Source organism: Cytobacillus pseudoceanisediminis (genome assembly GCF_023516215.1).
GTDB classification, from domain to species: Bacteria; Bacillota; Bacilli; order Bacillales; family Cytobacillaceae; genus Cytobacillus; species Cytobacillus pseudoceanisediminis.
In genome coordinates, this window is the sequence record NZ_CP097349.1 from 1,246,094 (window position 1) to 1,271,616 (window position 25,523).

At 41.0% G+C, this 25,523-nt stretch carries 24 protein-coding genes and 5 pseudogenes; 23 read left to right on the forward strand and 6 right to left on the reverse strand.

The genetic code is table 11. The features are described from left to right. The first annotated feature begins 85 nt into the window (after positions 1 to 85). The 3 genes and pseudogenes from M5V91_RS06630 to M5V91_RS30905 all read left to right on the forward strand — a co-directional run bounded on the left by M5V91_RS06630 (position 86) and on the right by M5V91_RS30905 (position 1,772). Positions 86 to 418: a DUF1904 family protein gene (locus M5V91_RS06630; protein ID WP_217026683.1), complete on the forward strand. Its 333-nt coding sequence runs from the start codon at positions 86 to 88 to the stop codon at positions 416 to 418. A 16-nt stretch (positions 419 to 434) separates the two neighbouring features. After that, positions 435 to 1,560, forward strand: a pseudogene (locus M5V91_RS06635) (NAD(P)/FAD-dependent oxidoreductase). Continuing rightward, entirely contained in the window at positions 1,557 to 1,772 is a 216-nt protein-coding gene (locus tag M5V91_RS30905; RefSeq protein ID WP_439649961.1) for a hypothetical protein, read from the forward strand. The pseudogene M5V91_RS06635 and the gene M5V91_RS30905 overlap by 4 nt, the downstream one beginning before the upstream one ends. Before the next feature lie 56 nt (positions 1,773 to 1,828). Here M5V91_RS30905 and M5V91_RS06645 read toward each other — a convergent pair whose 3' ends face one another. The 4 genes from M5V91_RS06645 to M5V91_RS06660 form a co-directional block, all read right to left on the reverse strand. Beyond that, entirely contained in the window at positions 1,829 to 2,047 is a 219-nt protein-coding gene (locus tag M5V91_RS06645; protein WP_009334227.1) for a DUF2922 domain-containing protein, read from the reverse strand. Between the two features lie 43 nt (positions 2,048 to 2,090). Next, positions 2,091 to 2,309 (reverse strand): DUF1659 domain-containing protein, encoded by a 219-nt coding sequence (locus M5V91_RS06650; RefSeq protein ID WP_009334228.1) that lies wholly within the window; start codon positions 2,307 to 2,309, stop codon positions 2,091 to 2,093. 65 nt (positions 2,310 to 2,374) lie between these two features. Continuing rightward, entirely contained in the window at positions 2,375 to 2,878 is a 504-nt protein-coding gene (locus tag M5V91_RS06655; RefSeq protein WP_019383448.1) for a sigma-70 family RNA polymerase sigma factor, read from the reverse strand. Between the two features lie 165 nt (positions 2,879 to 3,043). Continuing rightward, positions 3,044 to 3,883, reverse strand: a complete 840-nt coding sequence (locus M5V91_RS06660) for a hypothetical protein (RefSeq protein ID WP_284521928.1) — start codon at positions 3,881 to 3,883, stop codon at positions 3,044 to 3,046. Between the two features lie 655 nt (positions 3,884 to 4,538). On the opposite strand from M5V91_RS06660, the gene M5V91_RS06665 reads away from it, so the two are divergent. Beyond that, the gene (locus M5V91_RS06665; RefSeq protein ID WP_217026677.1) at positions 4,539 to 4,934 is read left to right on the forward strand and encodes a hypothetical protein; all 396 of its coding nucleotides are present in this window, start codon (positions 4,539 to 4,541) and stop codon (positions 4,932 to 4,934) included. Positions 4,935 to 5,733: 799 nt separating this feature from the next. Here M5V91_RS06665 and M5V91_RS06675 read toward each other — a convergent pair. Then, on the reverse strand, positions 5,734 to 6,378 hold the full coding sequence (locus tag M5V91_RS06675) for a YwaF family protein (RefSeq protein WP_284521929.1): 645 nt from the start codon (positions 6,376 to 6,378) through the stop codon (positions 5,734 to 5,736). A gap of 356 nt (positions 6,379 to 6,734) precedes the next feature. Between M5V91_RS06675 and M5V91_RS06680 the strand changes: the two are divergent. From M5V91_RS06680 to M5V91_RS06720, 9 genes and pseudogenes are all read left to right on the forward strand, one after another. Then, positions 6,735 to 7,201, forward strand: a pseudogene (locus tag M5V91_RS06680) (flavodoxin). Next, positions 7,194 to 8,081 carry a hypothetical protein gene (locus M5V91_RS06685; protein WP_251174461.1) on the forward strand — a complete coding sequence of 296 codons (888 nt, stop codon included), beginning with the start codon at positions 7,194 to 7,196 and terminating at the stop codon, positions 8,079 to 8,081. The pseudogene M5V91_RS06680 and the gene M5V91_RS06685 overlap by 8 nt, the downstream one beginning before the upstream one ends. Positions 8,082 to 8,096: 15 nt before the next feature. Further along, entirely contained in the window at positions 8,097 to 8,546 is a 450-nt protein-coding gene (locus M5V91_RS06690) for a flavodoxin (protein WP_019381255.1), read from the forward strand. A gap of 32 nt (positions 8,547 to 8,578) precedes the next feature. Further along, a complete protein-coding gene (locus M5V91_RS06695) occupies positions 8,579 to 8,719 on the forward strand; it encodes an FbpB family small basic protein (RefSeq protein WP_157380234.1) in 141 nt (46 codons plus the stop codon). A 530-nt stretch (positions 8,720 to 9,249) separates the two neighbouring features. Beyond that, positions 9,250 to 9,726, forward strand: a complete 477-nt coding sequence (locus tag M5V91_RS06700) for a small multi-drug export protein (protein WP_009334237.1) — start codon at positions 9,250 to 9,252, stop codon at positions 9,724 to 9,726. Positions 9,727 to 9,853: 127 nt separating this feature from the next. Further along, positions 9,854 to 10,651 (forward strand): GNAT family N-acetyltransferase, encoded by a 798-nt coding sequence (locus M5V91_RS06705; RefSeq protein ID WP_251174462.1) that lies wholly within the window; start codon positions 9,854 to 9,856, stop codon positions 10,649 to 10,651. 169 nt (positions 10,652 to 10,820) lie between these two features. Continuing rightward, positions 10,821 to 13,059: pseudogene (locus tag M5V91_RS06710) on the forward strand (ATP-binding cassette domain-containing protein). Between the two features lie 81 nt (positions 13,060 to 13,140). Further along, a complete protein-coding gene (locus M5V91_RS06715; protein ID WP_251174464.1) occupies positions 13,141 to 13,863 on the forward strand; it encodes a GNAT family N-acetyltransferase in 723 nt (240 codons plus the stop codon). A 6-nt stretch (positions 13,864 to 13,869) separates the two neighbouring features. After that, positions 13,870 to 14,253 (forward strand): DUF3221 domain-containing protein, encoded by a 384-nt coding sequence (locus tag M5V91_RS06720; RefSeq protein WP_236887885.1) that lies wholly within the window; start codon positions 13,870 to 13,872, stop codon positions 14,251 to 14,253. A 444-nt stretch (positions 14,254 to 14,697) separates the two neighbouring features. On the opposite strand, the gene M5V91_RS06725 is transcribed toward M5V91_RS06720, so the two are convergent. Continuing rightward, positions 14,698 to 14,901: a hypothetical protein gene (locus tag M5V91_RS06725; RefSeq protein WP_157888542.1), complete on the reverse strand. Its 204-nt coding sequence runs from the start codon at positions 14,899 to 14,901 to the stop codon at positions 14,698 to 14,700. A gap of 233 nt (positions 14,902 to 15,134) precedes the next feature. Here M5V91_RS06725 and M5V91_RS06730 point away from each other — a divergent pair, with 233 nt between their 5' ends. The 10 genes and pseudogenes from M5V91_RS06730 to M5V91_RS06775 all read left to right on the forward strand — a co-directional run bounded on the left by M5V91_RS06730 (position 15,135) and on the right by M5V91_RS06775 (position 25,518). Further along, on the forward strand, positions 15,135 to 16,310 hold the full coding sequence (locus tag M5V91_RS06730; protein ID WP_251174465.1) for an LL-diaminopimelate aminotransferase: 1,176 nt from the start codon (positions 15,135 to 15,137) through the stop codon (positions 16,308 to 16,310). Between the two features lie 25 nt (positions 16,311 to 16,335). Continuing rightward, positions 16,336 to 17,817 carry an aldehyde dehydrogenase family protein gene (locus tag M5V91_RS06735; protein WP_251174466.1) on the forward strand — a complete coding sequence of 494 codons (1,482 nt, stop codon included), beginning with the start codon at positions 16,336 to 16,338 and terminating at the stop codon, positions 17,815 to 17,817. 114 nt (positions 17,818 to 17,931) lie between these two features. Further along, on the forward strand, positions 17,932 to 18,780 hold the full coding sequence (locus tag M5V91_RS06740) for a 3-hydroxyacyl-CoA dehydrogenase (protein WP_019381265.1): 849 nt from the start codon (positions 17,932 to 17,934) through the stop codon (positions 18,778 to 18,780). A gap of 27 nt (positions 18,781 to 18,807) precedes the next feature. Further along, complete coding sequence (locus tag M5V91_RS06745; protein WP_019381266.1) at positions 18,808 to 19,539, forward strand: CoA transferase subunit A; 732 nt, start codon at positions 18,808 to 18,810, stop codon at positions 19,537 to 19,539. After that, a pseudogene (locus M5V91_RS06750) lies at positions 19,505 to 20,181 on the forward strand (3-oxoacid CoA-transferase subunit B). The gene M5V91_RS06745 and the pseudogene M5V91_RS06750 overlap by 35 nt, the downstream one beginning before the upstream one ends. A 16-nt stretch (positions 20,182 to 20,197) precedes the next feature. Next, complete coding sequence (locus tag M5V91_RS06755; protein ID WP_019381268.1) at positions 20,198 to 20,974, forward strand: enoyl-CoA hydratase/isomerase family protein; 777 nt, start codon at positions 20,198 to 20,200, stop codon at positions 20,972 to 20,974. Positions 20,975 to 21,002: 28 nt separating this feature from the next. Next, positions 21,003 to 22,174: pseudogene (locus tag M5V91_RS06760) on the forward strand (acyl-CoA dehydrogenase family protein). Between the two features lie 44 nt (positions 22,175 to 22,218). Next, positions 22,219 to 23,412 carry a thiolase family protein gene (locus M5V91_RS06765; protein ID WP_251174468.1) on the forward strand — a complete coding sequence of 398 codons (1,194 nt, stop codon included), beginning with the start codon at positions 22,219 to 22,221 and terminating at the stop codon, positions 23,410 to 23,412. Between the two features lie 20 nt (positions 23,413 to 23,432). Next, on the forward strand, positions 23,433 to 24,428 hold the full coding sequence (locus M5V91_RS06770) for a hydroxyacid dehydrogenase (RefSeq protein ID WP_019381271.1): 996 nt from the start codon (positions 23,433 to 23,435) through the stop codon (positions 24,426 to 24,428). Between the two features lie 10 nt (positions 24,429 to 24,438). Then, positions 24,439 to 25,518 (forward strand): tartrate dehydrogenase, encoded by a 1,080-nt coding sequence (locus M5V91_RS06775; RefSeq protein WP_019381272.1) that lies wholly within the window; start codon positions 24,439 to 24,441, stop codon positions 25,516 to 25,518. The last annotated feature ends 5 nt before the right edge of the window (positions 25,519 to 25,523 follow it).

Here is a 25,523-nt window from a genome sequence, read left to right on the forward strand (position 1 = left end):
AAAATAGTATTAAGTTATAATATTATAACTTTTTTAATAAGGTTGTCAGGAAAAACATTATGTAAACAAGATTGGAGGAAATAGGATGCCGCATTTGTATATAAGAGGAATTTCAGTGGATCAGACGAAGGAAATCAGTACCCAGCTGGTGAAAGACCTGGCTCGGCTTTGTGAGTGTGGAGAAGATAACTTTACATTGGAAGTTTTGAATTCAACTTTTGTGTTTGATAAAAATGAAGTTCCAGCATATCCATTTATAGAAGTTAAGTGGTTTGACAGGGGCAAAGCAATTCAAAACCAATTTGCCGGGATTATTTCGAAATATGTTCGGTCGCTTGGAGTGCCGGAGGTAGAAGTTGCATTTTCAGCCTTTTTAGAGGCGGATTATTATTTGAATGGGAAAAGTTTTGCGGATTAAAAGGGGGAGTTCAACCATGAAAATAGCAGTCATAGGCTCAGGAATTACAGGTGCAAGTGCAGCCTATCACCTCACAAGGGAAGGTGCAGAGGTAGTTATTATTGATAAGGCACATCAGGGACAGGCAACTGCAGCAGGCGCAGGAATCATTTGCCCGTGGATTTCCCGAGCAGATCACAAAGACTGGTACACCATTGCAAAACGAGGCGCTCTTTATTATCCATCTTTAATAGCGAACCTTAAACAAGATGGCGAAGAGGATTTTGGATATGGAATGGTAGGAGCTCTGGCAGTCAGCAGCAGTTCTGATGAACTGGATGCGATCGAGCAAAGTGTTCGGCAAAAAAGCTGAAACCCCTGAGGTTGGAGAGATTACGAGATTAACAGCAGAGGAAGCCCGGGAACTTTATCCGCCGCTCCGTGAGGATCTGCAGGCTATCCATGTTACAGGAGCAGCCAGGCTCGATGGGAGGCTGTTAAGAGACGCCATGCTAAATGGTGCAAAAAAACATGGTGCAGCAATAATTGAAGGTGAAGGTGATCTTGTATTTCAAAATAATAAGGTTACAGGAGTAATAGTGAACGGGGAAGTCATTGCTGCCGATGCAGTTATCGTTACTGCCGGTGCATGGGCTAAAGACTTACTTAACCCGTTAGGCATTGATCTTAAAGTCGAGCCTCAGCGTGGGCAAATTGCCCATCTGGAAATAGGCAGTATGGACACCTCCAGCTGGCCGGTTGTCCTTCCGCAAAGCTCACACTACTTAGTGGCTTTCGATCATTCCAAAGTGGTGGTTGGAGCTACCAGGGAAACGGGATCCGGGTTCGACTATCGACTTACAGCGGCAGGTGTGAAAGAAGTTCTGGATGAAGCATTAACAGTGGCACCAGGATTAGCTGAAAGCACACTAAAAGAGGTAAGAATTGGCTTCCGTCCGGCTGGACCTGATATTTTGCCGCTGCTGGGTACGGTTCCAGCTGCAGAGGGGCTGGTTATCGCAACAGGATTAGGGGCATCAGGGCTTACAATGGGACCTTATGTGGGCACCTTGGCTGCAGATCTTGCTTTGAAAAGGGAGATGGAAATAGATCTAACACCTTATGATCCATTAAGAAAAGGCTTGGAAGCAGGAGTAAAGTGAAATTAATAAGCAGAAGCTGCCATACTGTTTTTGTGGCAGCTTATCTCTTTTTCCTATTCCTTCAATCGATCCGGCAATCCCTGAATGGAAGAAACCACAACATCAAGTTTCGCTTCGATCCGGTTCAGCAAAAAAACGTGACAACGATCGGGAAGCCGAGTTCGCTGATCAATGTAATCATCTGTTCCATGGCAGCTGCTCCTTTCTTGTGAATTTACAATAAGCATTTTAAAAATGGCCGGGTTCCAAAGAATCCGGCCACTGCACCTTAAATTAATTCATAATCAGTTACATTACGCTCAACCAGCCTGACACTATCCGCTGTAATCAAGTCACCGCCATTGCCGTCAAAAGCGTTGGCAGCAATGATTTGTTCCATAGCTGCCTTCACAGCTGCAGGATCAATCGGCTCGATGGGGTTATCGACGGATAATTTCGTTGGCTTGCCCAGTTCTGACAAAAAGGTCATTTCTAATGTTTTAGCCATTATAATTCCCTCCTTTAATTTTTTTGTATTTTAATAGAATGAATTAGCCCAGGATTTCGAAGCTGTCATTTCTGTTCATTTCAGCCAATGGATAGCTGCATAGTCCAGAAATCGCTTGTCCCACTGAGAAAAGCTGGTCTGCTGTTGCCGATTGTTTTACGCTGCTGTAGGTTTTGGATTTGTGAATTGGCTTGCCCTGCTCGTTAAGTCCTGTTTCAAACACTAGACGAAGTTTAGAATCAGTGATAATTGCTTGTGCCATCTTTGTTCACCTCCTTTCACCCTCTATATACGTATTGCGGGGTGATAAGGACAGGGTAAAATAAATTAATCTTCAAAAAAGCGATTATTTTCCATTATAATTCTTAGCTTCTCACGGGCACCATGCCGCCAGTTTTTGACTGCTGACGGGGTGACTTGTTCTTTTTCAGCTATTTCCTTGACAGACATTTGATCACATAAGGTATACTGCAGCCATTTCAGTTGATTGGCAGATAGGAGTCTGCATCTTTTAAGCATCTCGTGTGTATGATCTATGGCGGGGAATGGGGAGGGGTCTTCAATAAGTTCCCAGAATTCATCTTTCGGATAGAAATATTGCTGGCTTTGTTTATTTTGATTGGTTAATTCGTTCATGATTTTTCCTTTTATCATACTGTAAGCATAGGAAAGCAAGGTCCCTTTTTCAGGGTCATGATTTTTCCACGCCTCCCAGAGTGTAATTAATCCCAGCTGGTAGAATTCCTCTTTGTTTTTATAGATGTTCAGGCTATGCATAATTTTATGAATCATCGTCTCATATTGGGCTGCTAACTGTTCAAAACTCTCCATGAATACGGTCCCTTCAAGGAAAGCGCGCTCTCTAAGTATTCCCGGGTAGCTCAAACATAGCGTGTAAACATTATTTTGGCGAATCTAGAAAAAGTGCCAGATGAGTCAGTTAACCCCTCTAACTCTGGAGTTAAGGGGTCTAAGTCCGTAGTTAAGGGGTCTAACTCACGAAAAACCGGGAGTTAGCTGTTTTTTATTATTTGTAAAAAAATTCATGAAGAAGTCATTTTCTTCAGCTGAAAATCCCATTTTAAACAAATCCTCAAAGTACATTTCTTCAAATTTCTTAGTCAAGATTCCATAGAAATAAGCGACAGGATTAGTAATTGCGCGGGTTTTCATCTTCCCGATCAGCTGCTTAAACGAATGGATGGCTGTAGCCAAAACAGCGTTCAAATTTTGGTCACAATTGTTTTTATATGCTGCAGTGGATGCCATTCTCCAAAACTCCTCAATTTGCTTTGCTTCCGGAAAAAAGTATTTTACAGTGCTGGTGAATGATTCTGGTACACGATCATTTGTATAGGTGTGATCGAGGACGGTATCGTTACGTTTATTTATCTTTTGATTTTTATTAGCTTTAGAAAGATTAATAGTTTTATTAGGGTGGTTCAATTTTTCTTTTTTAGGTGGTTCACTCTTGGGAAAACGATTAAAAACATACAAATTACTCGACTGGGACCCGTTTTTTCTCTCAGTTTCAAGGACAGTGATAATCCCTAACTCTAAAGCTTTGGCAATCATCCTTTTAAAAGTGGATCGGGAAATGCCACTGCCGTTATATTCGTCGTGAATGGCTTTTAAAACGGTCCCGATCTTAGCATTGGAGACTCCAGGAATTTTCGCAGCAAAACGAACCAGCCTCTTTAAACCAACTAGCTCACCCTTTGAGAACTCTTCCTTATGCACCGAAAGCCACATCTCCACATGAGCATTAAACTCCTTAAGATTTTTAAACTGGGAATATCCTTCAAAATGCTCAATTCTGCCTGATTTTATATTCATATAAATGCACCACCCTTTCACCTTCTAAATACAAATGAAGGGTGGGGAAGGACAGGGGGTTTTTTGAGGGATTGTGACGGAATCGTGAACGGGGGTGTTTTTTTGAAATGCATGTGGAAAGCATGGAGGCGAAAGAACAAATATTCATAGCGCAAAGTCGCCATATAAGATTATGACGACGCTGCTTTGTTGGTTCAAAGAAAAATGTACGTCATTTGAGATTCATGTCTAAGAAACCTCGGAGGTCCAAGTGAAAACGGTAGACATAATAAGTCTATGACGACCAAAATACGGAGGTTCAAGTGAAAACGGTCGCCATAAGAAGTCTATGGCTACCAAAATACGGAGGTTCAAGTAAAAACGGTCGCCAAAAAAACCATAAAACTAAATTATCATAACTTCTCCGATTTCCTTGACAATGATAATCATTTTCACTTAAAATAAATTTTATTAATGATAATCATTATCACTCAATTGGTTTACATAATAAGAATCTACTCTGAGGGAGGGATATAAGTCGATTAAACATCACATTTGCGGCTGGTGCGGTTATATGGCGGATACTGAATCTGATGATAATAACGAAGCCCAATGCCCTTGCTGCGGTTTGGATATTAACGAGGCAGCTGAATATGACATGTAGGAGGGTTGAGAAATGAGTGAGTTTTATATCGCAATAGATCATTTTGATCATCAAATCGATTGCTTTTGTCCGGATGCTGATCATGTGAATATACTGCATTTTCAAAAAGGAGATCTAATTGAGGTCACTCCTGAGCGTAAATCTACAATGCTGGGATGGTATGCGCTTGTGGTGATTAATGGACAGCAGGCGTTTTACATGGCTATAGAGGATATTGAGAGATATTTCATGAGTGAATGCATATCATCACAGTTAGATATAGACCTGAAAATCAATTATCTGCAATATAAAATTGATCAGGATCTTGAAGCGGGGGACAAGGACTCTTTTGCGGAGAATAGCAGAAAGCTGAGCGAAACCTGCAGCCTGAAAGAGGAATTGGAATATTACATAGCCAAGGCCATCTAAAATGAGTAAAACAGGAATAAAGCTAACGTATCTGAGCGTTAGCTTTATTTATCTTTATTCCGTTTCTATATCCCAATATGCATATAGAAAATTTCCACGCACGAAAACTGGCCGTTTGTTAATTGCCTTTTCTTTTTGATGCAAGGATATGTTCCTTCTACCAAACCTTATCATCCTCCCCTGACCTGTTACTGGTATTGAAGCAAAGCCATAAGTGGCAGCCAAATTAATACCACCCACCAGTTTTTATATAGTAGGGACGAAGATAAGATAAGGATTGGAGTGAATTAGTTGACTTCAAACTCTGAATTGCAGAATTTAGATCTGATAAATTTAATCAGTGAGCGGCATAGTTTAATCCGAAAAATAGCTGAGAAAGCATGGAATGATCAGAGCGATATATATATTTCAAATTCTGAATGGTATGGCCCGGATATACAAAAAAGCCAACCATCTCGTATGTGACAAGGAATGTTGAGATTTCCAGACAGGCGATACATAAGTTTATAAAGAATCTTGCTGCAAAAGGCCTGTCGACGTTCATAATGTCGAGAATAACAAAAAAGAGAAGTGTATTGAGCTTACTGCTTTAGGAGAAGAATGCTATGAGAAAAATGAAGCTCTGAAGGCTCGTCTTGAGCATAAAATTGCGGAGAAAATGGAGCCGGGCAAGTGAATAACTTAAAGGCTATTTTAAAGCTGGATTGGGGAATAGAAGAATAATTCCGCACGAGGTTTTGTAAAGAAAAGCAGCCATCTGCTGGCAGCTTTTCTTATTGGCTAAAATCAGCCCAGTTTATTAAAAATGAGAACGTCCTTTATGACTATTTTCCCGTTTTCGTAAGATAAACCATGCGATTAAGCTCAGAATCAGCAGTAAGCTCTCCAAAGAGAAGATATACCATGGATAGGGACCCAATACGTCAAAGAAACTTGGGGTTTCAGGTTTATGACGCAAAAACCAATAATTTCCTTTCGTTTGGTTGTTAATCAGGAGGATCACCGGCAAGAGCAAATTGATAAATACAATTAGCTTTATGACCGATTGAAATGATGGATAGTAATTTCTAGCCCACAAAAAATATAAGGCTGCCCATACAACCATCATGTGTGCATAGAAAAAGTGAAAAAAGCGAAAGTGAGGAAAGTCGTATGTTAAAGCTGGAGTAAGTATAGCTTGAGTAGCACCCAATATCGCAATAAAAAATAATAGTTCAAAAATAATCTTTTTCCTGGTCATGAGTAAAAGGATACATAAAATAAGTCCAATATTACACAATTCCAATGGCATGGATCGTCCAAATTTCCAGACTCCATTCTCTAACATCCATACGTGATTCGATATCTCGACCATTATTAAGGAAATGGCTGATCCAACTTCAAACCTTCTCCATCCAGCACCATTCAGCTTTTTCCGGTATAGAAAAATGGCGGATGAAACCAAAAAAAGATTGCCAATGTAACAAGATGACTGGCTGAAAACATTTCAAAATTGTAATACTTATGACTTTTGCCAAACCACTCCATCCATGCACACCTCATGTCTTTTTAATGAATCAGGCATAAGTTGTGCATCTATTCTATTTTTTATACAGCTTTTCTGCTCCTTCGAAGATCAAGCTTATTTACAACTGCTAAGTTAACTCATTATGCAGTACATATTTTTTCCCTTTGCTTTTTTTATCACATTAATCAGGAAAAAGGTCACAAAATTAAAATATTCATTGACATTGATAATCATTATCACTTATGATCAATTTAATAATAATTGAAAATCATTATCAATTAGGAGGCTGTGAAATGAAGGCTTTCATTGGATATTTAAGTATGTCAGGAAATACAGAAGATATGGCATCCATTCTGAAAAAGTTCTTGAATCTAAAGGATGTGAAGTGTATATGGATAGCCTGGATTTGACAGATATTCATAGTATCCTTGCCTATGACTGTATTTTCATTGGTGCTTATACATGGGGGGATGGCGATCTTCCTTATGAAGCTGAGGATTTTTTTGAAGAATTGAATGATCACGATTTAACAGGAATACATGCTGCATGCTTTGGTTCTGGTGATCATGCTTATCCAAAATTTTGTGCAGCAGTGGATACGCTTGCTGACAAATTGAGTGAAAGAGGAGCCAATGTTTTTCAGCAAGGGTTAAAAATAGAACTTAACCCTGAAACAGATGAGCAGATTCTTGAGTGTCAGCAATTTGCCGAATCTGCCTATGAATGGATAGTGAAAAATGAGGAGATGGAACATGTTTGATAAGGGCTCCACAGCAGTGCTATCAACCCCAAATCTTCCTTTCATAGTAGCAGTAAAGCAGGCGGGCATTTATTCCTTTGAGGATGGAGACTGGTTCCTTCAGTATGGGTTAACACAAAATATATACAAACTTGTGCAATTAGGTCATTTCATATTCGGAATCGGTGACAATGGCACAATTATCCGATACGATCTGCAGCGAAAAAAATGGAATCAGACCTCATTCCCAACCGCCCGGCGGCTGTGGGATATTACAGGAAACCAGATGGGATATATCGTAACTCATGGCGGCAGCAGCTTATACATATCAACTAATTTTGGTTCTGATTGGTCTGTCTTAAGTCCATTTCAAAATATGTCCCAAAAGCCCCTTATCCGATCTCTGCTATATCATCAGGGGAGCATTTATATTGGAACACAAATCAACTCCCAGAATGGAGGGGTATGGAGATATTATGTTGGAAGCGGGGAATTACAGCTCATAAAAAAAGAAAAGCATTCAATGATTTCCTCCATTTATAGAAATGAAAATGACCTTCTCATCATTGCAAAGGGAAACGCTAGGTCCGGTATGGGAACGATTGAGATTCTGAATCCATTTACAAATAGGTGGAGTGTATGCCAGCAGCCTATCTCAGAAAGAGCTTTCCTGGATATTTTTGAGGCGAATGAAAAAGTATATGCCACGACAAGTCAGGATGAAGACGGTTTTTCAAGAATCTACGAAGTCCATAAGAAAAGCATGTACCTGATTCCCATTGAAACCGTAGCTGGACATGGATTCAGGGGTGCGGGCTTTAAAGACCAGCTTTTTATCTGTTCACATAGAGAAAGTAAATGGATCACCCACAGATATAACCCAACAGCATTAATTCATTGATAGGAGTGAAGAGGAATGAAAATTGGCGTATTTTATGCAAGTATGTCGGGGAACACAGAAGCCATTGCGGACATAATCGCAGGGGAGCTGAAGGATCAAAATCATGATGTGGATTTAGAAGATTTTATGAGTGTTCAAAGTGCTGCTGAACTACTAAACTATGATCTTACTTTTATTGGATTGTATACATGGGGAGATGGGGACTATCCTGATGAATGTCTCGATGTCATTGAAGAAATCGAACAGCTGGATCTCGAAAATCATCCCTTTGCCATCTTTGGATCAGGAGATACCTCCTACCCTGAATTTTGCGGCGCCCTTGATCACCTTCAAAAACTTATAGAAGAACAAGGGGGAACAGTTGTCGGCAGTCCCCTGAGGATAGAGTTCAATCCGGAACCGGAAGACGAAGAGGAAATAAAAAAGTTTGTCTCTGAAGCTTTGATGTTAAAGGAAACCTGCTGAGTATGGCGGCAAGCTTAGAAAGGATGGCATTAATGAAAAAGAAAACATTTCATAAACTAGTAGAAGAAAACATGAAAAATATCCTAAAAGATAAAGATCAATTGGAAGAAATATATCGAAGGGTTGATGAAAATATTTTGATGGAGACAGAAAAAACAAGAGTTAATCACTAGGAATATTCAGGCTGGAAAAGGAAAGAATTATGCGTTTCTGCAATGCAGGGACGCATATTTTAATGTCGGCAGTCCGTTGTTTATCATTTGGGGAAAACTGTATCTGTGTTATATTTCAAAAAAATCCCCCCATGGGGAATGAAAGAGTAACTCATTATTTTGATTTTTTCTCATTCGACTTTTCCTTTTGAAGCTTTTCTTTTTCCAGACGTTCAGCATCCTTCTTAAACGCCTCCATCGCTTTGTAAAAAAGGAGAGTCATCGTTTTTTCACCTCCTTACCTGTTTACTTCGTTATCTGAATTCTTTATACCTCCTTCTATTTTTGGTGAAATCAAAATTTTGACAACGGGCGTCACTTTTAAGTACTAACAGCATCCTTTGAGTAAAAGGAATACTTCGATAAAGTCAGGTGGAATAAAGTGACAAAATTGTCACATCCAAGGGGGATTGTAAGGTATTGCGATGGTGATTGTATGCTTTTTTTCATAATGTAAGAGTAAGCTGGATTTTTCATGGGAGGGAAGAGATATGCTGGAATGGGCACAAGATGCACCTATATACATGCAATATACAGTATTATTTTTGCTTGCGGCAGCACCCTGGATGGATGTATCAATTATTGTCCCTCTTGGGATTCTTTGGGGACTATCGCCTATCGGAGTCAGTCTCACTGCATTTACGGGAAATCTTCTGTTAATCCTTTTGCTCGGTGCCTTCTTTAAACAGGTTGAAAGCTTGCGGCAGGCAAGGAAATTAAAAAAGGGCATTACAGAACCAACAAGAAAAGAAAGGCGGTCAAAGGAGATTTGGCAAAAATACGGGATCCCGGGATTAGCATTATTAGCTCCAATCATTGTTGGAACCGATATTGCGGCCATTATTGCTCTGGCATTTGGGGCATCAAAATCGGGAGTGATAAGGTGGATGACCATAAGTTTGGCACTCTGGACTATCATTTTTGCTGTGGGTGCAGTGTATGGATTCAGCTTTTTAAATCTTTTATAAATAAAGTGGCAGGAATTTTTTATTTTGGGTTGAATATGAAGTGGTGTCCGGAAGCTGAAAAAGGGTTTTAAAAGGGGTGATTGTTCTGAGAAGTACAGCAAACTTTACGGATAGGATGAAAATAATCATGAAAAATGCCGAACGGGAAGCCAGCTTTTCAGAACAAAAAGTGCTCCATCCAGTTCATCTGTTTATCGCATGCCTGGAAGAAAAGACAGGAGCACTGGGTGAAATTTCTTTGAAAATCAATTTGAATAAACTTTCTTTAAGTGATTTGACTGGGAATATAAATGGCAAAACGCAAAGCGAATTTTTTAGCATGACTGTTACAAAAGAAGTAGTGCAGGTTTTTGAATCTGCCTTTAAGTATATGAAAAGGTATAATCAGGTTTATGTTAACGAAGGTCATCTTCTTAAAGCTTTATTAACAGACTCCTCCATAAAACACCATTTATCTGAAGAAGATAAGCATACCATTTTAACCCTTGGTACAACCTCCAGGGACATGATCGCTCACCTTGGCAGATATACCTTCCCCAGGTTAAACTTCCAGACTATTCGTAAAGCAAAAAAAGATGATCAAATTATACTGGGAAACTTTGTTGAAGAGCATTTCTCCAAGGAATGGTCTTATACGATCCGCAGCGGATTCCAGCAAGAGAAGCCTTCCATTTATATTGCGCTTAATCAAAATGATGAAATAATTGGATTCGTAGCATTTGATGTCTACCGGAACAAAAAGGGATATTTCGGCCCTATGGGTGTAGTAAAAACCAGCAGGGTTAAAGGCGTAGGAAATGCATTGCTTCATCACTGCTTAAGAGATATGAAAGAAATAGGATATGAATATGCAATTATTGGTGGAGCAGGGCCAATTGAGTTTTATGAGAAAGCTTGCAGGGCTGTTGTCATTCCTTCTATATAATCTATCAATTACCGGCAGCAGTGGCCTGAGTTTATGGAAAGGACCGTTTTCCCCAAAAACTTTAAATGAATTAGAGAATATTGTTGCAATTTGATTTTCATTATTGGTATGATTGTTCTCCGCGCATATTTCATACATAAGAAAATTGATTTCAAAAGGAGCTGATTGTGTGAAGCAGGAATTCATCGAAATTTTCAATGCCAGAGTTAACAACCTGAAAAATATTGATCTGAAGATTCCAAAAGGAAAGATCACAATATTTACAGGTGTCTCCGGTTCAGGCAAATCATCTATCGTGTTTGATACGATTGCCCAGGAGGCAGGCCGCCAGTTAAATGAGACGTACAGCAGTTTTCAGCGGCTTTTTCTTCCGAAATATAGCCGTCCGGAAGCAGATGAAATCAACAATCTTTCTACTGCCGTTGTAGTCGATCAAAAACGGCTCGGCGGAAATGCCCGATCCACACTTGGAACCGCTACAGATATTAATCCTCTTCTTCGCCTGTTATTCTCCCGGTTTGCAGAACCTCATTTAGGTTACAGCAACGCATATTCATTTAATGATCCCAGCGGCATGTGCCCGAAATGTGAAGGGATTGGGAGAATTATTACGCTAAATCTTGATGCTGCTCTTGATAAGGAAAAAGCTTAAATGAAGGAGCTATTCTGCTTCCGGGGTTTGGACCTGGAACATGGCAATGGAAAGCGTATGCGGAATCCGGATTCTTCGATATTGATAAGAAAATTAATGATTATACAGAAGAAGAATTTAATAAGCTTGTCTATGCAGAGCCGCAAAAAGTAACAGTCAGTTATATGAATAATGATATGAATGCAACCTATGAGGGCCTGGCAGTCAAATTTATGCGGCAGCATGTGAAGAGGGACAAAGAGACTTCAAAATCAGGCGAGAAGCTCCTGAAGAACTTCAGCACCATGACGGAATGCCCTTCCTGCGGAGGAAAACGCTACAATGAGAAGGTGCTTTCATCCACAATCAAAGGCTATTCCATTTTTGACTTGACGTCCATGCAATTGGATCAGCTAATCGAAACCCTTCCACAGGTTACATCACCGGAAGCTAAGCCAATCGCTGACGGGATCATGGAACGATTGGAAAACCTTTGTGACATTGGGCTCGGCTATATGGATTTGACAAGGGAAACGCCAACACTATCGGGCGGTGAATCCCAAAGGGTGAAAATGGTCAAATATTTATCCAGTAACTTAACCGGTCTTATGTACATATTTGATGAACCCAGCACCGGCCTGCATCCGCGGGATGTCCACCGGTTAAATGAATTGCTGGTTCGGCTGCGTGACAGGGGCAATACAGTACTAGTTGTGGAGCATGATCCTGATGTCATCCAAATAGCCGATCATATTGTTGATGTTGGGCCTCAAGCCGGAACACACGGGGGAGAGATTATGTATACCGGCAGTTATCAGGATTTCTTATCTTCTGACACATTGACTGCCAATTATTTAAACCGAAGTGCAGAGATCAACGCCAATCCGAGACCGGTTTCCGAGTTTATGGAAAGCAGGAAAAGCACCCTTCACAATTTGAAGAATGTGAGTCTTTCAGTTCCAAAAGGGATTTTTACTGTTATTACAGGTGTAGCTGGTTCCGGAAAAGCACACTTGTGAACGAAGTGTTTGCGAAAGATTTTCCGGAGGCAATCCGTATTGATCAAAGCCCGGTCCACGCGAACATACGGTCCAATCCGGCAACTTTCACTGGCATTATGAATTCGATTCGCAAGTCTTTTTCAGATGCCAATGGAGTGGAGAGCGGATTATTCAGCTATAATTCGACCGGGGGCTGTCCGTCATGCGGAGGCACTGGAACGGTTGAAATCAATTTATCCTTTATGGATACAATGGAAGTCGAATGCAGCGAATGTTATGGAAGCCGTTTTAGGCAGGACGTGCTCCAATACCTATATAAGGGAAAAAATATTGTTGAAATCATGGAGATGTCTGTAGCGGATGCTGTAGAGTTCTTTGATGCAAAAGATATTCAGAAAAAACTCAAAGCACTGGAAACTGTCGGTCTTGGCTATTTGACATTGGGACAGCCTCTGACCACCTTGTCAGGTGGCGAATGTCAAAGGCTTAAGCTTGCAAAGGAACTGAATACTAAAGGAAACATTTATATACTTGATGAACCAACTACTGGATTGCATATGTCCGATGTCGCTAATATTCTGGAAATCATTAATAAATTGGTGGAAAAGGGCAATACCGTTATAGTCATTGAACATAATCTGGATGTTATCCGCAAAAGTGATTGGATCGTTGACTTGGGTCCGGATGGAGGTGCTGGAGGCGGTGAAGTCCTGTATGAAGGACCGCCAGGAGGAATTTTGGAATGTGAACGTTCGGTTACTGCTCGGCATCTGTAATGGAATAAGGATAAGACACCAAATGGCCTTGGAATTTATTCAATGGCCATTTTCTTTATCTCTTAAGTGGAGGTGATTACTATGGAGGAACTATTAAAAGACCTGAAAGCAGAAGGTGTACACAGTATAAAAAGTGATTCCGAAATTATTTTGGAAATCTTTCAAGATGAACTAAGAAGTCCTAATAAAGTAGATTATTTAATAAATAGGCTTCTTACCCTGGATAAGAGCAGAATTGAAAAAGTAAAGATTGAGTGCCCTCAAGGAATTTTGGATAAATTAGTTGTCACTCGAGGAAAAATGAAAGTGATTGGTGAAAGACTTATTTTTAAAAAGCAGTTTGCAGAATGTGAGAATAAAAAGGTCCCTCCTTATGAAGTTTGGCCGCGCCTTAACAAAAGTTCCATTACTTTCTTATCTGAGGTTATGAATTTTACTTATGAACAAACTGAGAAATTTTTAAAGAGCATGAAAACAGAGCTCCCTGAACAAGCAGATAAAATGTTTACGGTTTATACGGTTCATTCTGAACCGGCAGGAGTCGTTTTTCCTCATTTGGAACCTGGCCGGGATCGGGAAGGAAGGATGTTTTGGATCGGCATCCACCCTGATTTTAAGGGTAAAGGGTATGGTAAGAACCTGCATTTAATTGGACTCCATAGATTGCAGCATGATTTTAAAGCTGAAACATATCTCGGGGTAACCCGGGCCAATAATGGTGCCATGAGAAAAGTAATGGAAGCAAATGGATGTCTTCAGGAGAGTAATTCTGTCTTTTCCTTAGAGTATTCTTTTTCTGGATAATCAAGAATGATGTATGAAAACACGGTTGGAGAGAATAGAACAATGAAAAGAGCAGCAGCCATTTTTATCTTAATAATAGTATTGTTATTGCTTTGGCTGATAGGGATATTAAGTCAGCAGGCTCAGGTTAATGAGGGAGCGGCAACTTTGGAAGGAACAATCGTTATGAAAGAAAATATCATACTGCTTATTGAAGATAAAGGATTTACGTTGGCAGATGCAGAAACACAATCCGTCAATGAATTAATAGGAAATTATAAATCTGTGTATAAATTGAATAATGCTGTTTTGAGTGGAATAAAGAGTGGAGATATGGTGAAAATCTGGTACACAGAAATACTGGAATCCTTCCCGGCACAAATAAATGTGTTAAAAATAGAGAAATTATAAATAGAAAGATCGTTTTTGGGGGCTTTTCTAAATGGAACCATACACAGGCTTTTTCATTACACTGCTTCTGATTTTTATTATACTGGTGGGTAAAAAGAGTCATTGTTGCCTACTATATATGGGATGCCTATTATTTTATTACTGTAAAAAACAGTATTGAGAAGGAATTCGAAGGAGTATCACCTGTGCCTGATGCTTATTGGGATCAAAATCAGGATGGGTTGACACAATCACAAATTTCTGTTCCTGCCGCTTGCAACGACCCTGATTTACATTTATTTCAAGTAGTTTACCAAGGTCCAAAGTAAAAAGGCTTTATTTTCTTTTGCTTATGGCTACAAGAGGCAGGATGCTTTACTATCGATATTCATCTTCATAAGCATTTACTTAACGCCTGTTTTAGGAATTATCTTCTGCCTTAATCATAGCGGTTATCAAGAAGGTCTAAAATGAGCGGCTAGCCGTGATGAACACGTTTTTGCAGGCGGTTTCTTTTGCACTAATTGTATGGGGTATACAGCCTCGATTGGCGTTTAAATCGGGGAATCGACGGAAAGATAAAGTTCGAAAATCTTCAGAAGATGAAAGAATGTCCCAGACATTCTTTTTCTTTTTTTCATTTATTTCTTCCACCACTTCAATAATCACAGGAAACTTCCATGTGTGTTTAAAGGTTGAAAGTAAAAAATCCCTTTTATTATAAGATTTTTATTCTTTTAAAAAAGCATAATTTTGTAAAAAACGTACGGAATCTATTGGAAAATAGGATATTTTTTTGTACAAATCAACCATAGTGATTTGTTAATAAATCCTTTAAATTAATAGTATGAATATTTAATTTTCAGAATTTACGAAAATTTATTGGTCAGGATGGTGAGCATTTGAATTTTTCATCAGATAGAATAGGGCAAATACCTCCCTATTTATTTGCAGAGATTAATACAAAGAAAGAAGCTATGAAAAGAGCGGGTATCGATATCATTGATTTGGGGATAGGAGATCCGGATTTGCCAACTCCAAATCATATTCTTGAGAAATTTATACAAGAGTCACAGGATCCCGCCAATTTAAAGTATCCCAGTTTTGTAGGATGTATGGAGTTCAAGCAGGCGGTAGCTGATTTCTATTGGAGGCAGTATCAAGTAAGGCTGGATCCTGAAACAGAAGTTCTTGCCTTAATCGGATCTAAAGAGGGGATAGCCCATCTGGTCCCAACTCTTGTGGATCCCGGTGAATATGTGCTTATCCCGGATCCAAGTTATCCCGTTTACCGAATGGCCACACTGCTGGCAAATGGACGGTATCATAACATGCCAATGTCCAGGGAAAATAATTTTAAGCCAGATCTGAATGCCATACCTGATGAAATTTTGAAGCAGGCAAGGTTAATGTTTTTGAATTATCCGGGAAACCCGACTTCAGCTACAGTGGATATTGAATTCTTTGAAGAAGCGGTTGAATTTGCGCATAGCCATCAAATTCCGATTGCGCATGATTCTGCCTATAATATGGTCACTTTTGATTCCTATAAAGCACCTAGCATTCTTCAAGCGCAAGGAGCCAGAAACATTGCTGTAGAGTTTGGCTCTTTATCTAAAACCTATAACATGACAGGATTTAGAATAGGCTATGTGGTTGGAAACAAAAACATAATTAAAGCGCTTTCGGTGTATAAAAGCAATACGGATACAGGTCAGCTAACTTCCATCCAAAAGGCAGCAGCCTTTGCTTTAAACAGTGATCAAACGTGTATTGCAAAGCATAACGCTATATATAAAGAGCGGATGAATGCGATGCTCGACGGTCTGAGCCAGATTGGGATTGAAGTAGATCCGCCAAAAGGAAGCTTCTTCATATGGGCTCCAGTGCCTAAGGGATACACTTCTGCCGAATTTGTTTCCAGCGTTATGGAACAGACGGGTGTCATTCTTACTCCTGGCAATGCTTTCGGGCCCTCTGGAGAAGGGTATTTCCGAGTCTCTCTGTCTGTGCCCAATGATCGATTATATGAAGCAGTTAATCGAATTAAAGAGAAATTAAAAATTGTAATAGGATAATTACTAACTAATGGAGGTCTTTTAAATGAAGAAAGTATTAAATTTTATTAATGGTGAATGGTGTGAATCGTCAACTGGGAAAGTTGCTCCTGTATTAAACCCAGCAACAGGTGAAGTTCTTGCTGAAGTAACACAGTCTGCAAAAGAAGATGTTGATAGAGCTGTTGCAGCAGCGAAAACCGCGCAGAAATCCTGGCGATTAGTGCCAGCCCCTGAACGTGCTGAAATTCTCTATCATGTTGCTTTTTTATTGAAAGAAAGAAAGGAAGCCTTGGCCCAAATCCTTACCAGTGAAATGGGAAAAGTGATTGACGAAGGACGAGGAGAAGTACAGGAAGCTATTGATATGGCGTACTACATGGCAGGAGAAGGACGCAGAATGTTTGGAGATACAGTTCCGTCCGAGCTTCGCAATAAATTTGCCATGAGTGTCAGGGTTCCTGTTGGAGTGGCAGGATTGATCACTCCTTGGAATTTCCCGATTGCAATTGCTTCATGGAAGTCGCTTCCTGCTCTTGTAACAGGAAATGCTCTAGTATGGAAGCCGGCAACTGAAACTCCAATCCTTGCAGCTGAATTTGTGAAAATTTATGAAGAGGCAGGTCTTCCGAAAGGCTTAATTAACCTTGTGCATGGGTCGGGAAGTGTTGTTGGAAATGCAATGGTTGAACATCCGGACATCGATTTAATTTCTTTTACAGGATCGAATGAAGTCGGCAGAGATATTAATGGAAAAGCAGGAGCTTTATTAAAGCGAACTTCTCTTGAAATGGGCGGAAAGAATGCCATCACCGTGCTGGAGGATGCAGATCTTGATCTTGCTGTAGAAGGAATTCTTTGGGGGGCTTTTGGTACCAGCGGCCAAAGATGTACCGCTACAAGCCGTGTCCTTGTGCACAACGATGTAAAAGAAAAACTTGAAGGAAAGCTGCTGGATCGCATTGGAGAATTGAAGCTTGGCAATGGGCTGGATGAAACAGTTAAAGTTGGACCGGTCATAAATCGTTCTTCCCTTGAAAGAATAGACGAGTATGTAAAAATAGGCCAGGAAGAGGGAGCAAAGCTGCTTGCGGGCGGAAAAATTGCTGATGATGAGGATCTGAAAGAAGGCAACTACTACCTGCCGACTATTTTTACAGATGTAATGCCAAATATGAGAATCGCCATGGAAGAAATTTTTGGGCCAGTCGTTTCCATAATTCCAATTCAAAGTATGGAAGAAGCCATTGAAATTAATAATATGGTAGAATTCGGTCTTTCCAGCGCTATTTATACACAAAATGTCAATCAGGCTTTTGAAGCTATGAGAGATTTGGATACTGGTATTGTTTACGTGAATGCAGGAACTACCGGAGCAGAAATTCACCTTCCATTTGGAGGAACGAAAGGAACGGGCAATGGCCATCGAGATTCTGGGGTAGCATCACTGGATGTTTATACGGAATGGAAATCGATTTACGTGGATTACAGCGGTAAGCTCCAGAGAGCGCAGATAGATAACTATTAATTTGGTATTAGGAGAGAAGAGGAGTTTAAGAAGTTTTTAAACTCCTTTTTTTAATATAAAACAAAAAGAATAATGAGAGAAACCACCATAATCTTGCAAAAGGAGCAATTTAGTATGGAAACTTTAACAGTTGTCGGTTCCGGTGTTATGGGCAGAGGAATCGCTTATGCAGCAGCTCTTGGAGGATTTCACGTCTTTTTACATGACGTGAGCGAAGAGAATCTGGATAAGGCTAAAAAATATATTGAATCTGAAATGAGTAAAAGTGCTGAAAAAGGCTACTTGAACCATGATCAGGTAACAGCTGCTCTCAGCAGCTTAGAATTTACAACAGATTTAAAATCGGCTGCTGAAAATGCAGATGTAGTTATAGAAGCTGTTTTCGAAATGATGGAGTTAAAGATCGATATTTTTAAACAGCTTGATCAATATTGTCCGGAACGTACGATTCTCGCAACCAACACTTCCACCATGAGCCCAACAGAAATTGCCGCACAAACATCCAGATCGGAAAAATGTATTGCCATGCACTTTTTTAACCCTGTTCACAAAATGAAGCTTATTGAAATTATTAGAGGTCTGCAGACATCGGATGAGACCGTAGAAAAAGCAAAAGAAATAGGCAGGAAGCTTAACAAGGAGACAGTCGAGATAAACGAGTTTCCTGGATTTGTTACCAGCCGGATGAACTGTCTGATCGGCAATGAGGCTATGAATCTTCTGATGGAGGGTGTAGCCTCTGCAGAGGATATTGATAAAGCAATGAAGCTTGGCCTGAATCATCCCATGGGTCCCTTGGCGCTGGCAGATTTGGTTGGATTGGATACGAGACTGAGAAACATGGAGTATTTGCATAAGACATTAGGTGAAAAATATCGTCCATGTCCGCTCCTTATTAAATATGTTAAAGCCGGAAGACTCGGGCGCAAATCAGGACGCGGATTTTACAAATATGAAGTCTAGCGTTGTGCAAGATTGGAGGCCGGTATCATGAACAACACTAAAAACTGTGAAAAACTTGTCACAGCCGAAGAAGCCGTTCAGTTTATTCAGCGGGGAGACAGTGTACTAGTAGGCGGTTTCGGTCTTTGTGGAACTCCGTTTACGCTGATAGACACAATTACCGAAACAGATCACGCCCGTGAATTAACGATCATCAGCAATAACTTAGGAGAAGCAGGAAGAGGCTTAGGAAAACTATTAATCTCTAAGCATATTAAAAAGGCAGTCGGGTCTTATTTTACATCGAATCGCGATGCTGTAAAAGCCTGGAAAAACGGCGAGCTGGAGATTGAACTCATTCCTCAGGGAACTCTTGCTGAAGCAATTCGTGCAGGCGGGGCGGGTATTGCCGGCTTTTATACTAAAACGGCTGTCGGAACCAAGCTGGCAGAGGGGAAAGAAGAACGGACCTTTGATGGGGAAAGATATATCTTCATAAGAGGTTTAAAAGCAAATGCAGCTCTTATTAAAGCTGAAAAAGCGGATACACTTGGAAACCTCATTTATTCAAAAACAGCCCGGAATTTTAACCCAATGATGGCAACAGCTGCCAAGCTTGTAATTGCCGAAGTGGATGAAATAGTCGAAGCAGGTACGCTTGATCCTGAAAAGATAGTTACCCCGCATTCCTTTGTTGATATGGTCGTGCTGAATGATCGCTATGAAAAAATAGGGGGTGAATTTGTTGAGCGTGGCAGGCAAGAAACTGGATACAGATAAAGTGAGGATTGCAAAAAGAATTGCCATGGAGCTCCCGGAAGGCTCTGTTGTCAATCTCGGTGTAGGAATCCCCACCTTAATACAGAACTATTTAAGGCCTGAAAGCAAGGTGTATCTGCAATCAGAAAACGGGTTACTGGGAATGGGGCCTACTCCGCCTAAGGAAGAAATAGATATGGACCTGATCAGTGCCAGCAAACACCCGATCTCATTGGGAATAGGCGCCTCTATCTTTTCAAGTTCCGACTCTTTTGTCATGATTCGCGGCGGGCATATTGATGTTGCAGTTTTAGGTGCACTCCAAGTGAACGGATCGGGAGAAATCGCGAACTGGGCAGTCCCAGGTCAGGATATTCTGGGAGTAGGCGGTGCCATGGATTTAGTGGCGAGTGCAAAAAAATTATTGTCGCTATTACCCATTTAACCAAAGATCATCTTCCGAAAATTGTTAATACCCTAACTTATCCAACCAGCGGAATTCGTAAAGCGGAAATGATTGTGACAGAAAAAGCTGTATTCAAAGTGAACAATGGAGAACTGTATCTCGAGGAATTATCTGAAAACAGCACTATTGATGAAATAAGAAGAATGACAGATGCAGCTTTCATCATATCAGAAAATCTAAAGAAAATGCCTGTTTAATAGAAAGGTGCTAAATATGGATTTTAATAATATTTTGGTTCGTGAAGAAGAAGGTATTGGTTTTATTATTATTAATCGTCCTGAATTGAGGAATGCCTTAAATACAGATACCCTGCTGGAAATAGAATCAGCACTGGATGTATTTAGAGACGATAAAAACATCCGTGTCATCATTTTTACAGGTGCTGGTGAAAAATCTTTTGCAGCTGGTGCAGACATAAGCCAGTTAAACAAAAGGACCATGATTGATGCTCTCAAGCCTAATATGACAGCAACTTACCGGAAAATTGAGGACTATGAAAAGCCGACTATTGCAGCAATAAATGGTTTTGCTCTGGGAGGTGGAATGGAGCTTGCGCTTGCCTGTGATATTCGTGTAGCTTCTTTAAATGCTAAGCTTGGGCTGCCCGAGGTGGGATTAGGAATTATGCCAGGTGCCGGCGGTACGCAGCGACTGTCCAGAATTATTGGAAGAGGCAAAGCTATGGAATTGATCTTAACTGGTGATGTTATCACTGCAGCAGAAGCTGAAAGATTCAATTTGATCAGCAAAGCCGTTCCGCTAGAGGAACTTATGGATACAGCAAAGGAATATGCCAGAAGAATAAGTTTAAAAGGGCCTCTCGCAGTAAGAATGGCAAAGGCAGCCGTTAATCGCGGGGCAGACATGGAAATGGAAACTGCGCTTTATTTGGAAAAGCTTGCCCAGACCATATTAATCGGATCGGAAGATAAACTGGAAGGAACACAAGCCTTTTTGGAGAAAAGAACACCACAATTTAAAGGTAAATAACCAAGAATGCAATTAGGGGGAAAGAGTGATGGATTTTTCATTTTCAGAGGACATTCAGCTTCTAAAAAAAGCAGTTGGAGACTATGTACAAGGAGAAGTAGAGCGGGTAGCGATGGAAATAGAGGAGAATGATGAAATCCCAAACCATATCGTTGAGAGTTCCAAGGAAATGGGACTATTTGGATTAAGTATTCCTGAGGAATATGGCGGATTAGGGCTAAACTGGGTTGGGAAATGCGCCATTTATGAAGAACTGGGTAAAACCCATAATGGATACACCACGTTAATCGGCGCCCATACAGGCATCGGTACGGCGGGAATTGTCGAGCTGGGGACGAAAGAACAAAAGGTAAAATATCTTCCTAAAATGGCAAGCGGTGAATGGATTGGTGCATTTGCGCTAACTGAGCCGAGTGCAGGTTCAAATGCGTCGAATTTGAAGACGAAGGGAGAAAAAAGGGAGATAAATATATATTAAACGGTTCTAAACATTATATTACCAATGCTGTCTGCGGAAATGTTTTTACTGTGATGGCTGTCACCGATCCGAGCAAAGGGGCAAAAGGAATCACTTCATTTATTGTGGAAAAAGACTTTCCCGGATTTATTGTTGGTGCAGTGGAACGGAAGATGGGCCTTCGCGGTTCCCATTCAGCTGAACTGTTCTTTGAAAATTGTGAGGTGCCTGAAGAAAATGTTCTTGGAGAAGAAGGCAGAGGATATGTGAACGCACTTAAAATTCTCGCAAATGGCAGAGCTGGGCTTGCAGCAAGAAACCTTGGCTCATGTGAAAAGCTGCTTGAACTCAGCATGAGCTATGCCATGCAGCGAGAACAGTTCGGCAAACCGATCTTTGAACAGCAAGCTGTTCAGCATATGCTTTCAGACATGGCTTTGGAAATTGAAGTGCTCCGTTCCATGACTTATCGGGTCGCCTGGATGGCTGACCAGGGAAAGCGGGTTGTCAAAGAGGCAGCCATGGCAAAGTTATATGGATCTGAGGTATATAATCGTGTGGCCGATTTAGCTGTTCAAATACACGGCGGCATAGGCTATATGAAGGATTATCCAATTGAACGTTTTTACCGGGACGCGAGAATCACAAAAATTTATGAAGGCACAAGCCAAATTCAAAAAAATATTATTGCCAGCGAACTGGACCGGGAGTTTCATAAAAAATTGCCTGTGAACAGTCGATAAGCCTATTCGTTTAGAGATTACTTCACATCTAACAGGGGGAAATGATGAGAAACGCAGTTATAATTGATGGTGTTCGAACTGCCATAGGACGAATGGGCGGTACACTGAAGGATATAGAGGTTGATTTTCTTTCAGAAAGAGTTATGAGAGAAGCGCTTCAAAGAAGCCAGCTGGATGGTTCAGAAGTGGATGAAGTGGTTTGGGGGCATGCGAAACAAAGTTCAGATGTCCCCAATTTAGCCAGGCTGGCAGCTTTAAGAGCCGGACTTCCTGTCGAGGTGCCGGGATATACCGTTCACCGCCAGTGCGGCTCAGGATTGCAGGCGATAAATAACGCAGCACAGCAGATTCAGTGCGGATTATCTGACATTGTTCTTGCTGGCGGCGGGGAAAGCATGAGTACTGCTCCATATTATTTAAGAAAAGCAAGATATGGGTATGGTGCAGGAAATGCAGAAATCGTAGACCCGAATACAGAAAGCCAGCCAAGGGCACAGCCGATTGAAGTATACGGTAACCTGACAATGGGACTGACAGCTGAGAACCTCGCTGAAAAATATAATCTCAGCAGAGAAGAACAGGATGAATTTGCCCTTGAAAGTCAGCAAAAGGCTACAGCCGCTATTCAGCAAGGGAAGTTTAAAGACGAAATTATTCCATATGAAGTGAAATTGAAAAAAGAAAAGATTATATTTGATACGGATGAGCATCCCCGCTTAACGAGTCTTGAAAAGCTTGGATCTTTAAAGCCTGTGTTTAAGCAGGGCGGCAGTGTCACGGCTGGAAATGCGAGCGGACGCAACGATGGAGCTGCAGCATTGGTGATGATGGCCGAGGACGAAGCATTAAGGAAAGGCCTTAGACCGCGTTTGAGGGTTGCTGCACAAGCGGCTGCCGGAGTCTCACCGGAAATAATGGGGATTGGGCCAGTGCCAGCTGTTATGAAGGCGCTTAAGCTTGCAGGGCTGACTCTTGAGGACATTGACCTAATAGAGCTGAATGAAGCCTTTGCTGCTCAAGCACTGGCTGTTGTCAAGGAACTCAATATAGAAAGAAGTAAATTAAATGTAAATGGCGGTGCTATTGCTTTAGGACATCCTATTGGAGGAACAGGAGCCATTTTGACTGTCAAAATAATGAATGAGCTCGAAAGAAGAGGCGGCCGCTATGGTTTAATCACTGCTTGTATTGGCGGCGGTCAAGGAATTGCCACGATTGTTGAAAATTTACGAGTTTAAATTGCTGGAGGGACAATTACATGGGCAGACCGAGAATTTTGCAAATCCTTCCGATGTATCATTCAGAAGGAGAAAAGCTTCTGCGTGAAGGTGGAGATGTAATTCAAACAGACAATTACAGTCTTGACCATTTATGTGAGATGGTGAAGGAAGTGGAAGGTATTGTTTTGAGAGCCCCTGCTCGAATTACTAAAGAAGTCATTGATGCAAATCCTCACTTAAAAGTCATTTCTGGTGCAGGAGTAGGGCTTGATAACATTGATGTGGATTACGCATCGCAAAAGGGGATCCCTATCCTTCATGCACCGTCTGTCAATAAAGTTTCGACTGCTGAACATGCAGTCATGCTTGTTATGGCACTGGCTAAGTCGGTTATCCCGCTTAATGAGAAGATGAGGCAAGGAGATTACAATTCACGAAATTATCTCATCCCTCAGGAACTGAAAGGCAAAAAAGCGGGTCTGATTGGCTTTGGCAATATTGCGCAGGAAGTCGCTAAACGTTTAAAGCTTGGCTTAGAAATGGATGTAACAGCCTGGGTGAGGGAATATAAACCTGATAAACATGGGCTGGCAGAGAAACTGGGCATTCGAATTCATACAAATATGAAAGAAGTGTTCGAAGAATCAGATTTTGTATCTCTGCATATTCCCTTAAATGAATCAACAAGGCATTCAATTGATCATAAACTGTTCTCGATCATGAAGCCCTCCGCTTATTTAATCAATACAGCCCGGGGTGCGGTTATAAATCAGCATGATCTATATGAAGCATTAAGAGATGGAAGAATCGCCGGCGCTGGATTGGATGTATTTGATCCTGAGCCTCCGTCCAAAGATCTTCCGCTTCTTTCATTGCCAAATGTGGTGCTTACACCGCATGTAGGCGGTACAACGGCTGAGTGCAATTTCATTACATCTGTTACCGTTGCCAAAAATGTAATTAAAGTACTTAATGGAAAGAGACCTGAATATATTGCGAATCCTGAAGTTTTAATTTCAAAAATTATAGAATAGGAGCCTTAGCATGAATCATTATTCAATCGCCCTGATTCCTGGTGATGGCATCGGAGTGGATGTTGTACGGGAAGGGAAGAAAGTGTTAGATGCGATATGCAATCTGCATGGCGGCTTCTCTTTAACTTATAAAGAGTTTGATTGGAGCTGTGAATATTACGCGAACCATGGCAAAATGATGCCGGAAGATGGCCTGGAACAATTGAAAGACTTTGATTCTATTTTCCTGGGAGCAGTCGGTTACCCGGGAGTGCCCGACCATGTATCGCTTTGGGGCTTATTGCTGCCGATCAGGCGTCACTTTGAACAATATATCAACCTGCGTCCGGTGAAGCTCTTAAAGGGCCTTGACTCTCCGTTAGCGGGAAAAACATCTGAACAGCTCGACTTCATTGTCATTAGAGAAAATAATGAAGGAGAATATTCCAGTATCGGAGGCAGGATGTACGAAGGAACAGATCTCGATATGGCGATGCAAACCAGTGTGTTTACGCGCAAGGGAGTAGAAAGGGTTCTGAGATATGCGTTTGATCTTGCTGATAAGAAAGGCAAAAAGAAGCATGTAACAGCAGCTACAAAGTCAAACGGCATAAACCACACGATGCCATTTTGGGACGAATATGTAGAACGGATTAATCATGAGTATCCACAAATTAAAAGCGATACTGTCCATATTGATGCGCTTGCAGCTTTTTTTATCAGCAAGCCAGAGACCATGGATGTTGTGGTTGCGTCCAATTTATTTGGTGATATTTTAACAGATCTGGGGGCAGCCATTGTGGGAGGCTTGGGCATTGCCCCTTCTGCCAATATCAATCCTGAAAAGAAATATCCATCGATGTTTGAACCTGTTCATGGTTCGGCACCGGATATAGCCGGTAAAGGAATAGCAAATCCGCTTGCATCTATCTGGTGTACAAGTATGATGCTTGATCACTTGGGCCAGAAAGAATCAGCAAAAGTCATAGTTGATGCCATGGAAGATGTTTTACAAGAAAAGGAAGTGCTGACTCCGGACCTGGGAGGTACAGCGACGACAGAGCAAGTTGGCGATTATATCTGCAAGAAATTGAAAGAGCGTCTAGCTTAGTCATG

Coding starts and splice junctions, on each gene's coding strand:
- M5V91_RS06745 (WP_019381266.1), top strand. CDS start 18,808: ATGAACAACACTAAAAACTGTGAAAAACTTGTCACAGCCGAAGAAGCC.
- M5V91_RS06720 (WP_236887885.1), top strand. CDS start 13,870: ATGATGTATGAAAACACGGTTGGAGAGAATAGAACAATGAAAAGAGCA.
- M5V91_RS06735 (WP_251174466.1), top strand. CDS start 16,336: ATGAAGAAAGTATTAAATTTTATTAATGGTGAATGGTGTGAATCGTCA.
- M5V91_RS06705 (WP_251174462.1), top strand. CDS start 9,854: ATGAAAAATGCCGAACGGGAAGCCAGCTTTTCAGAACAAAAAGTGCTC.
- M5V91_RS06660 (WP_284521928.1), bottom strand. CDS start 3,883: ATGAATATAAAATCAGGCAGAATTGAGCATTTTGAAGGATATTCCCAG.
- M5V91_RS06765 (WP_251174468.1), top strand. CDS start 22,219: ATGAGAAACGCAGTTATAATTGATGGTGTTCGAACTGCCATAGGACGA.
- M5V91_RS06655 (WP_019383448.1), bottom strand. CDS start 2,878: ATGGAGAGTTTTGAACAGTTAGCAGCCCAATATGAGACGATGATTCAT.
- M5V91_RS06770 (WP_019381271.1), top strand. CDS start 23,433: ATGGGCAGACCGAGAATTTTGCAAATCCTTCCGATGTATCATTCAGAA.
- M5V91_RS06700 (WP_009334237.1), top strand. CDS start 9,250: ATGCTGGAATGGGCACAAGATGCACCTATATACATGCAATATACAGTA.
- M5V91_RS06690 (WP_019381255.1), top strand. CDS start 8,097: ATGAAAATTGGCGTATTTTATGCAAGTATGTCGGGGAACACAGAAGCC.
- M5V91_RS06755 (WP_019381268.1), top strand. CDS start 20,198: ATGGATTTTAATAATATTTTGGTTCGTGAAGAAGAAGGTATTGGTTTT.
- M5V91_RS06645 (WP_009334227.1), bottom strand. CDS start 2,047: ATGGCTAAAACATTAGAAATGACCTTTTTGTCAGAACTGGGCAAGCCA.
- M5V91_RS06685 (WP_251174461.1), top strand. CDS start 7,194: ATGTTTGATAAGGGCTCCACAGCAGTGCTATCAACCCCAAATCTTCCT.
- M5V91_RS06695 (WP_157380234.1), top strand. CDS start 8,579: ATGAAAAAGAAAACATTTCATAAACTAGTAGAAGAAAACATGAAAAAT.
- M5V91_RS06740 (WP_019381265.1), top strand. CDS start 17,932: ATGGAAACTTTAACAGTTGTCGGTTCCGGTGTTATGGGCAGAGGAATC.
- M5V91_RS06630 (WP_217026683.1), top strand. CDS start 86: ATGCCGCATTTGTATATAAGAGGAATTTCAGTGGATCAGACGAAGGAA.
- M5V91_RS06650 (WP_009334228.1), bottom strand. CDS start 2,309: ATGGCACAAGCAATTATCACTGATTCTAAACTTCGTCTAGTGTTTGAA.
- M5V91_RS06775 (WP_019381272.1), top strand. CDS start 24,439: ATGAATCATTATTCAATCGCCCTGATTCCTGGTGATGGCATCGGAGTG.
- M5V91_RS06715 (WP_251174464.1), top strand. CDS start 13,141: ATGGAGGAACTATTAAAAGACCTGAAAGCAGAAGGTGTACACAGTATA.
- M5V91_RS06665 (WP_217026677.1), top strand. CDS start 4,539: ATGAGTGAGTTTTATATCGCAATAGATCATTTTGATCATCAAATCGAT.